12 protein-coding genes are annotated in these 14,158 nt (G+C 71.4%); 11 read left to right on the top strand and 1 reads right to left on the bottom strand.

Annotation, left to right across the window (positions count from 1 at the left end; all coding sequences use genetic code 11):
* Positions 1 to 10: 10 nt before the first annotated feature.
* The gene (locus tag OIE13_RS24745; RefSeq protein WP_326636061.1) at positions 11 to 775 is read right to left on the bottom strand and encodes an IclR family transcriptional regulator; all 765 of its coding nucleotides are present in this window, start codon (positions 773 to 775) and stop codon (positions 11 to 13) included.
* A gap of 106 nt (positions 776 to 881) precedes the next feature.
* On the opposite strand from OIE13_RS24745, the gene OIE13_RS24750 reads away from it, so the two are divergent.
* The 11 genes from OIE13_RS24750 (at position 882) to OIE13_RS24800 (ending at position 14,148) form a co-directional block, all read left to right on the top strand.
* Entirely contained in the window at positions 882 to 2,393 is a 1,512-nt protein-coding gene (locus OIE13_RS24750; RefSeq protein ID WP_326636059.1) for a M81 family metallopeptidase, read from the top strand.
* 134 nt (positions 2,394 to 2,527) lie between these two features.
* Positions 2,528 to 3,736, top strand: coding sequence for a sugar ABC transporter substrate-binding protein (locus tag OIE13_RS24755; RefSeq protein ID WP_326828819.1), 1,209 nt, complete (start codon positions 2,528 to 2,530; stop codon positions 3,734 to 3,736).
* Between the two features lie 21 nt (positions 3,737 to 3,757).
* Positions 3,758 to 5,617: an ABC transporter permease subunit gene (locus tag OIE13_RS24760; protein ID WP_326636056.1), complete on the top strand. Its 1,860-nt coding sequence runs from the start codon at positions 3,758 to 3,760 to the stop codon at positions 5,615 to 5,617.
* 1 nt (position 5,618) lies between these two features.
* Positions 5,619 to 6,386: an SDR family NAD(P)-dependent oxidoreductase gene (locus OIE13_RS24765; protein ID WP_326636054.1), complete on the top strand. Its 768-nt coding sequence runs from the start codon at positions 5,619 to 5,621 to the stop codon at positions 6,384 to 6,386.
* Between the two features lie 13 nt (positions 6,387 to 6,399).
* On the top strand, positions 6,400 to 7,698 hold the full coding sequence (locus OIE13_RS24770; protein ID WP_326636052.1) for an aspartate aminotransferase family protein: 1,299 nt from the start codon (positions 6,400 to 6,402) through the stop codon (positions 7,696 to 7,698).
* Positions 7,695 to 8,903 carry an enolase C-terminal domain-like protein gene (locus tag OIE13_RS24775; protein WP_326636051.1) on the top strand — a complete coding sequence of 403 codons (1,209 nt, stop codon included), beginning with the start codon at positions 7,695 to 7,697 and terminating at the stop codon, positions 8,901 to 8,903. Before OIE13_RS24770 ends, OIE13_RS24775 begins: the two co-directional genes overlap by 4 nt.
* On the top strand, positions 8,903 to 9,673 hold the full coding sequence (locus OIE13_RS24780) for an SDR family NAD(P)-dependent oxidoreductase (RefSeq protein ID WP_326636049.1): 771 nt from the start codon (positions 8,903 to 8,905) through the stop codon (positions 9,671 to 9,673). The genes OIE13_RS24775 and OIE13_RS24780 overlap by 1 nt, the downstream gene beginning before the upstream one ends.
* A complete protein-coding gene (locus tag OIE13_RS24785; RefSeq protein ID WP_326636047.1) occupies positions 9,673 to 11,178 on the top strand; it encodes a M81 family metallopeptidase in 1,506 nt (501 codons plus the stop codon). Before OIE13_RS24780 ends, OIE13_RS24785 begins: the two co-directional genes overlap by 1 nt.
* Positions 11,175 to 12,221, top strand: coding sequence for a class I mannose-6-phosphate isomerase (locus tag OIE13_RS24790; RefSeq protein ID WP_326636045.1), 1,047 nt, complete (start codon positions 11,175 to 11,177; stop codon positions 12,219 to 12,221). The genes OIE13_RS24785 and OIE13_RS24790 overlap by 4 nt, the downstream gene beginning before the upstream one ends.
* Positions 12,218 to 13,114, top strand: coding sequence for an SMP-30/gluconolactonase/LRE family protein (locus OIE13_RS24795; protein ID WP_326636044.1), 897 nt, complete (start codon positions 12,218 to 12,220; stop codon positions 13,112 to 13,114). Before OIE13_RS24790 ends, OIE13_RS24795 begins: the two co-directional genes overlap by 4 nt.
* Positions 13,115 to 13,116: 2 nt before the next feature.
* Positions 13,117 to 14,148, top strand: coding sequence for a zinc-dependent alcohol dehydrogenase (locus OIE13_RS24800; RefSeq protein ID WP_326646974.1), 1,032 nt, complete (start codon positions 13,117 to 13,119; stop codon positions 14,146 to 14,148).
* The last annotated feature ends 10 nt before the right edge of the window (positions 14,149 to 14,158 follow it).

The following is a 14,158-nucleotide window of genomic DNA, read 5'->3' on the forward strand; positions in this document are numbered from 1 at the left end:
CTTCCAGGGATCACGTGAGCGCGTTGCCGAGCTCCACACATACGTCGGCCAGGCGCTGCCCCACCGCGGCCAGGGTCTCGCCGGTCATCCGCGAGGTGGGCGCGGAGACGCTTATCGCGGCGACCGGCCGGCCCTCGCCGTCCAGGATGGACGCGGCCACACAGCGGGAGCCCACCTCGTTCTCCTCGTCGTCGACGGCGTAGCCGAGCCGGCGGAAGGCCGCGAGGCTCTCCAGCAACTCGTCGGCCGAACCGGCGGCGTTGGAGGTGAGCTGCGACCAGTCGGCCTCGGCGAGCTGCTCGCGGGCCTCCTCTTCGGGGAGCGCGGCGAGGACCGCCTTGCCCAGCGCGGTGGTGTGCACCCTGTCGCGCAGCGCGATCTGCACCGTCGTGCGCAGCCGCTGCACGCTCTCCACCGCGTCGAGGTAGACGACCTGGCCGTGACTGACCACACCGAGGTTGACGGTCTCGCCGAACTCCTCGTTGAGCGACTGCATGGCCGGGCGGATCAGCCGGACCAGGTCGGTGGAGTTCCGCGCCGCCCGGCTCAGGCCGTAGAGCGCGGGGCCGAGCGAGTACTCCCGGCGCACCTCGTCGCGCACCACGTATCCGCGCTGATCGAGGGTTTTGAGTATCCGGTACGCCGCGGGCTTGGTGATCCCGGTGTGCTGGCAGAGATGTGCCACGGTGCAGGGTGCGCTGGTCGCCATCCGGTCGAGGATGTCGAGTGCCTTGACGAGGACTCCCACCTCGTCGGACCGCCGTTCGCTACTCACCGGTACCTACTCGCTCCTTCCGGGCAGCCGCCCGCTCATTGATAAGTACGTTATACGGAATTAGATTTCGCTTATCGTACATCAGGGTGATCGGAAGGGCAAAGTGATGACGGTGCGGATCGGGCTGGGCGGAATCTGGCAGGAGACGAACACCTTCGCGGTCGAGCCCACCACACTGGCGGACTTCCGCCGGTACCAGTTCTTCGAGGGGCCGGAGCTGGTGGCCTCGCTGCGCGGTACGGGCACCGAGCCGGGTGGGGCCATCGACGCCGCCCGGCAGCGGTCGGCGTACCCGGTGGGGCTGTTCTTCGGCGCCGCTCTGCCCTCCGGCACGGTGCGGTCGCAGGCGTTCGAGTCGATGCTGCGCCGGCTGGTCGCCATCACCCGGGCGCGGCTTCCACTCGACGGTCTGGTGCTGTCGCTGCACGGCGCGATGGTGGTCGACGGCCATCCGGACCCCGAGGCGGAGATCGTCACGGCGCTGCGTGCCGTCGTCGGCGACATCCCGATCGGCGCCACGCTGGACTACCACGCCAACGTCGGCGCGACCCTGCCCGAGGTCACCGACATCCTGGTCGGCTACCGCACCTATCCGCACGTCGACATGGCCGAACGCGGCGCGGAGGCGATGGAGGCGGTGCTGCGCCTGCTGCGCGCGTCGCGGACGGGACGCCGCCCGGCCCGGCACCTGGAGAGGCTTCCGCTGCTCACCGTGCCCCCGGCCCAGGAGGATGTGGCCGAACCGATGCGGTCCATCCTCGCCGCGGCCGAGCAGTTACGCGCCGAGCCCGGTGTCTGGGCCGCCAGCGCGCTTCCCGGGTTCGCCTACGCCGAGAGCGGCCGGCTCGGGTTCGCGGTGTATCTCGCGGCGGAGACGCACGCGGTGCCGCGCGCCCGGGAACTGGCCGCCCACGTGTGGCGGGAGCGCGACGCGTTCTCCGCTCCGCTGGTCGGCCCGGCCGACGCGGTGGCCGCGGTGGCCGGCGTCCGGGGGCCCACCGTACTCGTCGACGTGGCGGACAACGTGGGCGGCGGCTCACCGGGCGACGGTACGGCGCTGCTCCACGCGTTGACCCGGGCCGGGGTGTCGGGCGTCGTCGCGGTCATCTGGGATCCGGTCTCGGTCTCCGCCGCACACGCGGGGTCCGCCGACCGGATGGAGCTGTGGGTGGGCGGCCACAGCGACCCGGCGATGGGACCGCCGTTCCGCGCGTCCGGGCCGGTCCGCCGCTTCGGCTCCGTGTCGTACCTGCGCACCGGCTCGTACATGCGCGGCCAGCGGGTGGAGATGGGCCGGGTGGCGGTGATCGAGGCGCCGATCGGCGCGATCGTCCTGACCGAGAACCGGGTGGTCCCGTTCGATGACGATCATCTGCGCGCGCTGGACCTCGCACCGCGCAGCGCCCGCGTGATCGTCGCCAAGGGGGCCATCGCCTGGAAGGCCGCGTTCGCCGGTTACGCCGCGCAGACCGTCTACGTCCGCACTCCGGGCTACTGCCCGGCCGCGCTCGACCAGCTCGACTACCGGTCACGCCCGGCGCCGCTCTACCCGCTGGAACGTGACCCGGCCTGGGAGTCCGCGGTGGCCGCCGGGCTGACCTCGGGGAGCCTTCCGTAACCTGCCCGGTCACAACTCGATACCAGTCGGAGATCACGATCCGTTGAGTGATTGACACAGAGTTGCGACATTCCTAGCTTGGTCCGCATAGCAGAAAGACAGTCCGCATAGCGGACTAACCCTAAGAGGTGGCAATGCCTGACGCATCGAAGGGCCCAGGGCAGTTCAACCGGCGCGATCTACTGCGCCTCAGCGTCATTACCGGAGCCGGGCTCACTGTCGGTGCGCCGCTGCTCAGCGCGTGTTCGGTCGACAGCGGGTCGGGCTCCGGCTCGAAGCAGAGCGCTGGGTCGGGTGCCACCCAGAAGGCGATCGGCAACGGCATCACCGAGAAGAAGAAGCTGGCGCCCTTCCAGTTCGGCGCTCCGGCGGGAGAGAAACCCTCGATCCCGAAGCGGATCGCTTGGGCCAACACCTCCGATGCCGAGTTCTTCCTGCAGATCACCCGATCCATCGAGCTGGCCGCCACGGCGCGCGGGCTGGAGTTCGTGACGGCGATCGCCAACGACGACTCGGCCAAGAACGTCGAGCAGATCGAGACCTTCCTGCAGCGCGGCATCGGCGCGCTGTGCATCCAGCCACTGGACGCCAACGCCCAGGCTCCGCTGATGAAGCGCGCGATCGAGGCGGGCGCCGCCGTGATGTCGCTGGTGACTCCGCCGAGCACCTCACAGGCCGTCGCCGACCAGTACAAGGTCGGAAACACCCAGGGGCTGGCAGCCGCCAAATACATCACCGAGAAGCTGGGCGGCAAGGCCAATGCCGTCTACTTCAACATCGACACCATCGAAGTGCTCAAGGCCCGGCACCAGGGCGTGCTGGACGGTCTGAAGACCGCCGGACCGGGCGTGAAGATCATCGCCGACGTCCAGCCGCCGGCTCTCACGCAGGATGGTGGCTTCAAGGCGATGAACACCATCCTGCAGGCCCACCCCGACGTCAACGTCATCCTGGGCGGCGACACGTTCTGCCTGGGCGCGCTGTCGGCGCTGCAGGCCGCGGGCAAGGACCGGCCGGAGATGTACCTGTCCGGGATCGACGGCGACGAGCAGGCACTGGCCGAGGTCCGCAAGAGCGGAGCGTACAAGGCCAGCTTCGCCTTCGCCTACCCGCTGATGGGCTACGCCTGGGGACAGTTCGCGGCGGACTGGCTGGAGGGTAAGCCGATCCCCCAGGTCATGCAGTTCAACGCCATCGAGCTCAACTCGGCCGAGACCATCGACAAGTACCGGGCCGACATGAAAGCGGTGGCCGAGACCTGGCAGAACGCCGGCACCTACTTCACCCTGCTGGGCTCCATCCGCTACCAGGAACGTGACCAGTTCATCAACTACGCCGCCTGAACCGCCGCCTGAGGGGTTGCTGTGTCGATCAGTTCCGTGCTGGTGAACCGCCGTTACCTGGTTCCCGGCGAGCCCAGCCGGCGTACCGGGCTGGCCCTGCTCTGCGTCGTCCTGGTGGCCTACTTCGGGTTCGCCTACGACAACTTCTTCACGGTCTCCAACGGTCTCGCCATTCTGATGAACATCTCGGCGATCGCGATCGCGGCGGTCGGCGCGATGTTCCTGGTCGTCTCAGGGAATGTCGACCTGTCGATCGGCGGCCAGTACGCGCTCATCTCGGTGATCATCGCGTACTTCGCCCAGGACCAGGGCAGCGTCTGGGTCGCGGTGCTCGCCGGGTTGGTCGCCGGGCTGATTCTCGGCCTGACCAACGGGATCCTCGTGAAGTACATGAAGATCTCACCGCTCATCGTCACGCTGGGCACCATGGCGGTCTTCAAGGGCCTGGCCTACCTGGTCAGTGAGGGCAAGTCGGTGTTCGGCTTCTCCGACGCCTTCATCTTCCTCGGCCGTGCCCGGATCGACAACGTGCCACTGCCGGTCATCATCGCCACGGTCGTCTTCGTGGCCGGCGGCTTCTGGCTGCTGCGCGCGGCCACCGGTCTGCGGCTGTTCGCCATCGGCGGCAACCAGCAGGCGGCCAGGCTGACCGGGATCGACGTCGACTGGGTGATCGTCCGGCTGTACGTGCTCAACGGCCTGTTGATGGGCGTGGTCGCGCTGCTGACCACCGCCCGGCTGGGCAGCGGCACCCCGCAGATCGGCACCGCCTTCGAGCTGGACGTGCTCACCGCCGTCATCCTCGGCGGAGTCGGGTTCGCCGGCGGCAGCGGGCACCCGGCCGGCGTTTTCGTCGGCGTCGCCACCATCGGCATCCTCAGTTCCGGTCTGATCTTCGCAGGGCTGGCGGACTGGTGGCAGCAGATCAGCAAGGGTCTGGTGCTGCTGCTGGCCCTCGGCGCCGACCAGATCGCCGAGCACCGGCGGGCGCGATCGGCGCGCGACGACGCGCCCCCCGAGGCGGGCGAACCGGTGGCGGCAGGCGTGTCGCCACCCACCGACTCCGACGACGAGTACGGCCTGGGTGTGCAACGAACCCGCGAGCCGGGCGACGTGGTGCTCACCGCGACCGGCCTGTCCCGCCGGTTCGGACCGGTCTTCGCACTGCGCGACGGCACGTTCTCGGTGCGCGGCGGCGAGGTCGTCTGCGTCGTCGGTGACAACGGCGCCGGCAAGTCGACGCTGATCAAACTGATCTCGGGCGTCTACAAGCCGGACGCCGGCCGCATCGAACTGGACGGCCGGCCGGTCGAGTTCGGCGGCCCGATCGACGCCCGGCGGGCCGGCATCGAGACGGTGCACCAGGATCTGGCGGTCTGCCCGAATCTCGGGGTGGCCCACAACCTGATCCTGGGCGACGAACCACGGCGCCGGATGTTCGGGCTGATCCCGGTACGCGACGACGCCGCCGCCGTCGCCCGCACGAGGACGCGGCTGGCATCGCTGGGCATCACGCTGACCGACATGAACCGGTCGGTGGGGCGGCTGTCCGGCGGCCAGCGCCAGTCGGTCGCGATCGCCCGTGCCATGAAGGAAGACGTCAAGCTGGTCATCCTCGACGAGCCCACCGCGGCGCTGGGTGTCGCGCAGACCCGCAACGTGCTGCGCATCACCCGGCAGGCCGCGGAGAACGGCGCCGGTGTGATCCTGATCAGCCACGACATCCGCACCGTCTTCGCCGTCGCGGACCGGGTGGTGGTGCTGCGGCTGGGCCGGGTGGTGTACGACGACTCGGTCCACCGGATAACCCACACCAGGCTGCTGCACCTGATGGCCGGCCTGGAGGACGTCGACGATTCCACCAGCAGGATGGGGAAGTGACATGGACGACTTCGACCTGACCGGCCGCCGGGTACTGGTCACCGGTGGCGGGGACGGGCTCGGCCGGCAGATGACCGAGGCGTTCGTGGACGCGGGTGCCGACGTGGTCATCTGCGGGCGCCGCCTGGAACCGCTGGAGCGGACCGCCGCCGAGCTGGCCGAGCGCGGTGACGTCCGGCCGGTCCGGGCCGACGTGACGGTCCCCGCCGACGTGGACGCGCTGGTCGCCGCGGCCGGCGAGATCGACGTGCTGGTCAACAACGCCGGACTGGCACACCGGACCCCCTGGCAGGAGGTCGACTCCGCGGAGTGGCGACGGATCATGACACTCAATGTGGAGGCGCCGTTCTGGCTCTGTCAGCGTTTCGTACCCGGCATGATCGAGCGCGGCTGGGGCCGGGTGATCAACGTCGCCTCGGTGTACGGGCTGGTCGCCGGCGATGCCGGCCGCTATCCGGGCCTCGGCCTGGACATCGCGTCCTACTTCGCCAGCAAGCACGCCGTCATCGGGATGACCAGGTTCCTCGCCGCCCAGGTCGGGCCGACCGGGGTGACGGTCAACGCGCTGTGCCCCGGCATGTTCCCCAGCCCGGCCAACGACGACGCGTTACGACCCGAGGTGATCGCGGCGTTGTCCGACGGCACCCCGATGCGCCGGCTGGGGACCGACCGGGAACTGCGTTCGGCCGTCCTGTTCCTCGCGGCGCCCTCCTCCTCGTTCGTCACCGGGCAGAGCCTGGTGGTCGACGGCGGATGGACGATCTGGTGAAGGAGAGCGACTGATGGAATTCGACGTGTCACGCGCACAGATCGAACACGCCTCGGCGGTGGTCGCGGGTGGGGTGAACAGCGCCTTCCGGCTCGGAATACGCCCCCATCCGCTGGTCTTCGCGTCGGCGGACGGCCCGATCCTGACCGATGTCGACGGCAACCAGTTGATCGACTACTTCCTCGGCATGGGACCGATGCTGCTCGGCCACCGGCCACCGGCCGTCGTCGAGGCCGCGCGGGCGCAGCTCGACCGCAGCATCCTCGTCGCCGGGCAGACCGAACTGGAGTACGCCGCCGCGCGGTTGCTGGTCGAACTGGTGCCCTCCGCGGAGCTGGTTCGCTTCTCCGTCTCCGGCAGCGAGGCGGTACAGGTCGCGCTGCGGGTGGCGCGGGCGGCCACCGGGCGGTCGACGGTGGTCAAGTTCGAGGGCCACTATCACGGCTGGTTCGACAACGTCCTGTGGAGCGTGGCGCCGGACCTCTCCGAGGCCGGCCCGCGCGAGGCACCGGTGCCGCTCCCCGGCTCTGCGGGCCAGATACCCGACCGGAACATATCCGTACTGCCCTGGAACGACACCGAGGCCCTACGCGACCGGCTCGGCTCAGGCGACGTGGCCGCCGTCATCATGGAGCCGGTCATGTTCAACAGCGCCGGTATCGTTCCGGCGCCGGGATATCTCGAAGCGGTCCGCGAGGCCTGTGACGCCGCCGGGACCGTGCTCGTCTTCGACGAGGTGATCACCGGTTTCCGGGTCGCCCCGGGCGGCGCGCAGCAGCGGTTCGGCGTGCTGCCCGACCTGACCGTCCTCGGTAAGGCGCTGGCCAGCGGGTTCCCGGTGGCCGCGCTGGTGGGCCGGCGGCGGTACATGAACCTGGTCGCCGACCGGCAGGTGCTGCACGGCGGCACCTACAACACCCAGTCCATCGCGATGGCCGCCACGCTCGCCACCCTGACCCAGATCCGGGACGGCGCCCCCTACCGGCGGATCGACCAGGTCGGCACCCGGTTGATGGCGGGGCTGCGCGAGGAGTTCGCGGCAGCGGGGGTGGACGCCCGGATCGTCGGCTATCCGGCCGTGTTCCACGTGCGGTTCGGCACGGTGCACCCGCGCGACTACCGCGAGGCGCAGCAGGCCGACACCGCGCGGTACGCCGACTTCGCGGCGGCGCTGCTGCGCCACGGGGTGCGGGTGCTGCCCCGAGGCACCTGGTTCGTGTCCGCCGCGCACGAGGACAGCCATGTCGACGCCACCCTTGCCGCGGTTCGCGCGGTACTCGCCGGCGCCCGACCAGAAGGGAACGTCTCTTGAAGATCGTTGACATTCGTGCGACCCCGGTGACGGTGCCGCTGCGCCGGCCGCTGCGCTGGTCCTTTGGTGTAGAGGTGTCCACCACCCGTACCATCGTCGAACTGATCACCGACGAGGGACTGATCGGCGTCGGCGAGACCCGGGGTGGCGATGAGATCGTGCGCGCCCTCATGCTGCACCGCGACCTCTACATCGGAGTCGATCCGATGGAGGTGTGGCGGATCACCCGCCGCTTCAGCGTCTTCCGGATGACCAGCGAGCAGTTGGCGCTGGTCGGCGCCGCGAAGCTGGCCGGTGCCGCCGTGGAGATGGCCTGCTGGGACCTGGTCGGCAAGGCGCTGGGCAAGCGCTGCGGGGATCTGTGGGGCGGCATCGAAACCGAACAGGTGGAGTTCGCCGCATATGTCTTCTACCGCTACGCCTCCGCGGGCGAGATCGGTAACGGCGACCGTCCCGAGGACGCCGCCGACCATGCCGAAGAGCTGTTCGACACATACGGTTTCTCCGACATCAAGTTCAAGAACGGGGTCCTGCCGCCGGAGCAGGAGATCGCGTCGGTCCGGATGATGCGGGAGCGGCTCGGTTCGCGGCTGCGGTACCTGCGGATCGATCCCAACGCGGTGTGGTCGGTGGAGACCAGCATCCGGGTGCTCAACGAACTGGCCGACTACGGCCTGGAGTTCTGCGAGGATCCGACCTGGGGGATCGAGGGAATGTCGCTGGTCCGGGAGCGCACCCCGGTGCCGTTGGCCACCAACATGTGCTGCGTCACGTTCGAGCAGATCCCGCTGTCGGTACGGCTGCGCGCGGTCGACGTGATCCTCGGCGACGTCCACTTCTGGGGCGGCCCCAGCTCGGTGCTGCAACTGGCGAAGGTGTGCGAGACGTTCAACCTCGGGCTGAGCATGCACAGCGACCGCGAGCTGGGCATCTCCACCGCGGCGGTGCTGCATGTGGCGGCCGCGGAGACGATGGTCAGTCACGCCGTCGACTCCCACCTGCCGGAGCAGGCCGACGACATCATCACCGCGCCGTTCACCTTCCGGAACGGGCGGATCCAGGTGCCGACCGGACCCGGGCTCGGCGTCGAGATCGACCAGGACAAGCTGCGGTTCTACGCGGACTACCACCGCAGGAACGGTGAGGGCAGCGAGTTCGCCGACGCCGCGCAGCCCGGGTTCCGCGCGAAGTTCCCGAGGTTCTGATGTCGGCACGGCCATTGGCCGGCCGGGTGGCCGTGGTGACCGGGGCGGCGGGCGGCATTGGGCAGCGGATCGCGCAGCGGCTGGCGGCCGACGGCGCGGCGGTCGCGGTGAACTACCACCCGGCAGCCGGCGAGGAGGCCACCGCCGAGGCGCTGGTCCGGCAGATCGGTACCGATCGGGCCACCGCGATTCCCGCCGACGTGTCCGATCCGGACCAGGTTGCGGAACTGATGAGCACGGCACGCGACCGGTTCGGGCCGGTATCGGCGCTGGTGTGCAACGCGGCGACGTCGGTGGCCGCGCAGGGCGACTGGCGACGGCTCACCGCCGAGGACTGGTCGCGGGTGCTCGCGGTCAATGTCACCGGCGCCTTCCTCTGCGTCCAGGCGGCCTATCCCGACCTGGTCGCCGGCGGCCACGGTGCGGTGGTGGTGATGTCGTCGGTCACGCCGTTGCTCGGCCGGACCGGGAACCTGCACTACGTGACCTCGAAGGCCGCTCTGGTCGGGCTGACCCGGGCGCTGGCCCGGGAGGCCGGTCCGGACGGCGTGCGGTTCAACGCCATCGCGCCTGGTGCGATCCGTACCCCGGCGGAGTCGGTGTACGGCGATGAGACCGAGCTCGCCGCGGCCATGTCGGCGGTACAGTCGCTGAGCCGGCGCGGCGAACCCGCGGACGTGGCGGCGGCGGCGAGCTTCCTGCTGAGCGACGACGCGTCGTTCGTGACCGGGCAACTGCTGGTCGTCGACGGTGGCTGGGTGATGCACTGATGCCGGCCCGGATCGCCGTCGCGAGTCTCATCCAGGAGACCAACACCTTCTCCCCGCAACCGTCCGCCATGGACGACTTCCGGGCGCAGGGGCTCTGGCTCGGTGCCGAGGCCAAGGCCCGGTCCGCCGGCACCAACACGGAGTTCGCCGGTGCGGTCGAGCGGATCGAGGAGGCAGGAGCACGGCCAGTGCCGATCATGCGTGCCTGGGCGATGTCCGGCGGCGTCCTCGACAGCCGCGCCTTCGCCACCCTGCGGGGCCTGCTGTCCGACGGCCTGGTCGCCGCCGGACCGGTCGACGCGCTGGTGCTCTGCCTGCACGGCGCGCTGGTCGCCGACGGCGCGGCCGACGCCGACGCCGTGCTGGTCGAAGCCGCGCGCGCGGTGCTCGCTCCCGGCGTGCCACTGATCGTGACACACGACCTGCACGCCAACGTGACGCGGCGGATCGTGCGCACCGCCACCGCGCTGATCGGCTTCCACACCTACCCGCACGTGGACCAGGGCGACACCGGGCGGCGCGCCGCCGACCTCGCGCTGCGCGCGGCGGCCGACGGGCCGCGGCCGGGTACGGTGGTGGCCAAGCGGCCCATGCTGGTGCCGGCCGAGTCGCAGGCCCTGGCCGACCCGCCGATGGCACGGCTGCGCGCGCTCGCCGACGCGGCGACCGGCGGGCCGATCCTCGATGTGTCGCTGTTCCCGGTGCAGCCCTGGCTGGACGTGCCGGAGCTGGGGTTCGGCGTAACGGTCACACACAACGGAGCGCCGGGCGCCGATTCCGCGGCCGAAGCGGTCGCCGAGCGGATCGCCGGCGAGGCGTGGGACGGCAGGGCCGGGTTCGCGGTCGAGCCGGTACCGGTCACCGAGGCCATCCGCCGGATCCGCCCGGGTACCGGACTCGGGCCGGTGCTGCTGGTCCAGTCCGCCGACTCGCCCACGGCGGGGGCCACCGCCGACAGCGCCGCCGTGATCGCCGCACTGCGGGAGCACGGCCGGGGCCTGCGGGCGTACGCGACGGTGGTGGACGCGCCGGCGGTGGCCGCGTGTTTCGCCGCAGGCCCCTGGGCCACGGTCGACACCGTGGTCGGCGCGACCCTGGACCCGCGGTGGTCCGCGCCGGCGCCGCTGACCGGAACCGTACGGCGGCTGGGCGCGGAACCGGTCATCCTGACCGGTGACTCGATGACCGGCCAGCCTGTCTCCATGGGCCGCTGGGCGACCGTGGACACCGGCGAGGGCTTGGTGGTGCTGGTGACCGAGCGACCGGCACCGACCTTCGATCCCGCCGGATACCGGCATGCCGGGCTCGAACCCGCCGACGCGGACACCGTCGTGGTCCGCTCGGCCACCATGTATCGGGCCGGGTTCCGCGGCATCCACGCCGGCGCGATCCTGCTCGACCTGCCCGGCGCCAGCACGCCCCGGCTCGACTACCTCGAGTTCCGGCACGCGCCGCGACCGCTTTATCCCCTCGACGATCCGCCCCCGGCGGGAGGCAGCCGATGAACGCCACACCAGCCCCGCTGCGACTGGCGGACAACCGGATACCGGTCTACTACTCAGGCGGCGAGCGGATCACCGAGTTCCGGGGCGGCGGTGCCGGCCCGACCGGCCCGGAGGACTGGGTCGGGTCGCTGACCGCCCTGCCCGCCGCCATCCTGCCGCCCGGGTACCCGTCGGACACAGGGGTCTCGCGCACCGACCGCGGCTCGCTGCGCGACCTGGTGGCAGCCGACCCGCAGGCCTGGCTGGGGCAGGAGCTCGCCGCCGCCTACGGCACGGAAAGCGGGCTGCTGGTCAAGCTGCTCGACGCGGGCGAACGGCTGCCGGTGCACTGCCACCCGACGCGCGACTTCGCCCGTGCCCACCTGGGCAGCCGGTTCGGCAAGACCGAGGGCTGGATCGTGCTGGCCGCCGCGCCCGGCGCCCGGGTCTGGCTCGGCATGCGTGACCGGGTCGGCACCGAGGAACTGCGGCGCTGGATCGCCGCCCAGGACAGCACCGCCATGCTCGCCGCGATGAACGAGATCCCGGTGACCGGCGGCCAGGTGTTCTACGTACCCGCCGGGCTGCCGCACGCGATCGGCGCCGGGGTAATGGTGACCGAGCTGCAGGAGCCGACATCGTTCTCGGTGCTCGCCGAGCACGACGCGTTCGGGCTGGGACCGGCGGCGGCGACGCTCGGACTGGGCTGGGATCTCGCGCTGACCTGCTTCGACCTGAATGGCTATGCAGACCGGCTCGGCGAGCTGACACCGGCGCCCCGTGACCTCCGGTCGTCCTCCGGCGGCCGGCTGCGCAGCCTCTTCCCCGCCGACGCGGACGCCTACTTCCGCGCATGGCAGGCGGAGTGCACCGAGGAACAGGCACTGCCGGTCGCCGGCTTCGCCGTCCTCGTCGTCACCGACGGCGCAGGCACACTGGTCTGGAACGGCGGAAAAACCCCCATCGCGCGCGGACAGACGCTGGTGGTGCCCGCCGCGGCCGGACCGCTGCGCCTGCGGGGCACGGTCCGGGTGATCGCCTGCCTGCCGCCGGAGTGCCGATGAACCTCGGCCGCCTGCCCCGCCTCCCCGCGCGCACCGTACAGGTCGTCGACAGCCGGTGTGCGCTGGCGGAGAGTCCGCTGTGGATGCCCGACACCGCGGAACTACGCTGGGTCGACGCGGTACGCGGCGAGCTGCACACGCTGCGTCCGGGCGGGCACGAACACCGGCCCGTCGCGGCCGGGGTGGTCAGCGCGGTCGCCGCCGAGACCGGCGGCGGTCTGGTACTCACCGTCGACCGGCAGGTTCTTCGCCGTGCGGACGGGCCGGGCGGACCGGCCACCGTACTGGCGCGGATCCCCGACCGGCCCGCCGGGATACGGTTCAACGACGCGAAGGCGGGCCCGGACGGCCGACTCTGGGCCGGCACGGTCTGTCCGGGGCAGCCGGGCGCCGCCGCACTGTGGTCGATCGACCCGACCGGCGAGACAGTCCGGCACTGGACCGGGATCAGCCACGGCAACGGCATCGCCTGGAGCCCGTCCGGCGACACGATGTTCTTCGTCGACAGCGGCGAAGGAACCGTGTCCCGCGCCGCGTTCTCCCACAGCGGCGGGGTCGGGGCGCGCGAGGTCATCGCTCGGATCTCCAATGGCATCCCCGACGGCCTGACCGTGGACGCGCAGGCCGACCTGTGGCTCGCCGTCTGGGGTGCCGGCTGTCTGGTACGGCTGCGCGCCGACGGCACGCCGGTCGGGCGGGTCGACCTGCCCGACCGGAACGTCACCTCGTGCGCCTTCGCCGGCCGCGACCTCGACCTGCTCGCGGTGACCACCGCCGCGGACGACGTCGACCCGGCCGGCGGCGGGGGGTCGGTCTACCTGCTCGACGTCGGCCGGTGCGGCATCGCCGGTTATCTGTTCGGCACGACCGCGGGAAGGAGCGGTGACCATTGAGCATGCGACAGGTGTGGATCAACGGGCCTGAACTGGTCGAGGTGCGCGAAGTGCCGATCCCCCGGCCAGAGGCGGGCGAGGTTCTGGTACGCATGGCCTACGCCGGTATCTGCGGCTCGGACCTGCACACGCTGCGGCGCGGGCATCCATGGCTGCCCTACCCGATCGCGCCGGGCCACGAGGCGTCCGGCGTGGTGGCCGAGGCCGGCCCCGGCACGGCCGGGCTCGCGGTGGGCGACGCCGTCTACCTGCGCCCGAGCCTGCACTGCGGACAATGCTTCTACTGCCGGCGCGGCCGGGAGAACCTGTGTGCCAACCTGGTCGGGATCGGCTCGCACCGGCCCGGCGCGTTCGCCGACTACTTCGCGGTGCCGTACGCCGCGCTCGCACCGGTCCCCACCGGCGTCTCCCTGCGTGCGGCGGCGATGACCGAGCCGCTGGCCACCGCGGTGCACGCGGTCGGCCTGGCGGCCGGGCGCGGCGGGCGGCTCGACGGGTGCACGGTCGCCGTGCTCGGCGGCGGCACGATCGGGCAGTGCGTGCTGCTCGCGGCGCTCGACGCGGGGGCCGGTGCGGTGGCGGTCACCGATCCGGTCGCGGGCAAGCGGGCGCTGGCCACCCGGCTGGGCGCGGTGGCGGCCCTGGACGCGGCCGACCCGGCGCTCGAAGCCGGCCTCGCCGGCGTTCTCGGCGGCCGGCCGGACGTGGTCTTCGACTGCGTGGCGACCGCGGGCTCGCTGGGTGTCGCGATCTCGCTGTCGTCACGCGGCGGCAGCGTGATCGTCGTTGGCGTCGGCCACGGTCCGCTGGAGGTCGCCATCGAGGCCATCCAGGACCAGGAGATCCGTATCGCCGGCTCGGCCATGTACGTACCGGACGACTTCACCGCCGCAGAACGGCTCATCGCCGCCGGAGCGCCGGTCGACCGGCTCGTCACCTCGGTATGTCTGGTCGGCGACGCGCCGGACGCGCTGCGCACGGCGGCCACCGGTACCGAAGTGAAGATCCACATATCCGGGCCGGCCGCCGGCTGACCGTTGAAGG

This window comes from Streptosporangium sp. NBC_01810, assembly GCF_035917355.1.
Lineage (GTDB): Bacteria > Actinomycetota > Actinomycetes > Streptosporangiales > Streptosporangiaceae > Streptosporangium.

What these genes read in the sequence shown, in the direction of transcription:
- OIE13_RS24750 (WP_326636059.1), top strand. Translation starts at nt 882, where the DNA reads ATGACGGTGCGGATCGGGCTGGGCGGAATCTGGCAGGAGACGAACACC.
- OIE13_RS24755 (WP_326828819.1), top strand. Translation starts at nt 2,528, where the DNA reads ATGCCTGACGCATCGAAGGGCCCAGGGCAGTTCAACCGGCGCGATCTA.
- OIE13_RS24765 (WP_326636054.1), top strand. Translation starts at nt 5,619, where the DNA reads ATGGACGACTTCGACCTGACCGGCCGCCGGGTACTGGTCACCGGTGGC.
- OIE13_RS24770 (WP_326636052.1), top strand. Translation starts at nt 6,400, where the DNA reads ATGGAATTCGACGTGTCACGCGCACAGATCGAACACGCCTCGGCGGTG.
- OIE13_RS24780 (WP_326636049.1), top strand. Translation starts at nt 8,903, where the DNA reads ATGTCGGCACGGCCATTGGCCGGCCGGGTGGCCGTGGTGACCGGGGCG.
- OIE13_RS24785 (WP_326636047.1), top strand. Translation starts at nt 9,673, where the DNA reads ATGCCGGCCCGGATCGCCGTCGCGAGTCTCATCCAGGAGACCAACACC.
- OIE13_RS24790 (WP_326636045.1), top strand. Translation starts at nt 11,175, where the DNA reads ATGAACGCCACACCAGCCCCGCTGCGACTGGCGGACAACCGGATACCG.
- OIE13_RS24795 (WP_326636044.1), top strand. Translation starts at nt 12,218, where the DNA reads ATGAACCTCGGCCGCCTGCCCCGCCTCCCCGCGCGCACCGTACAGGTC.
- OIE13_RS24800 (WP_326646974.1), top strand. Translation starts at nt 13,117, where the DNA reads ATGCGACAGGTGTGGATCAACGGGCCTGAACTGGTCGAGGTGCGCGAA.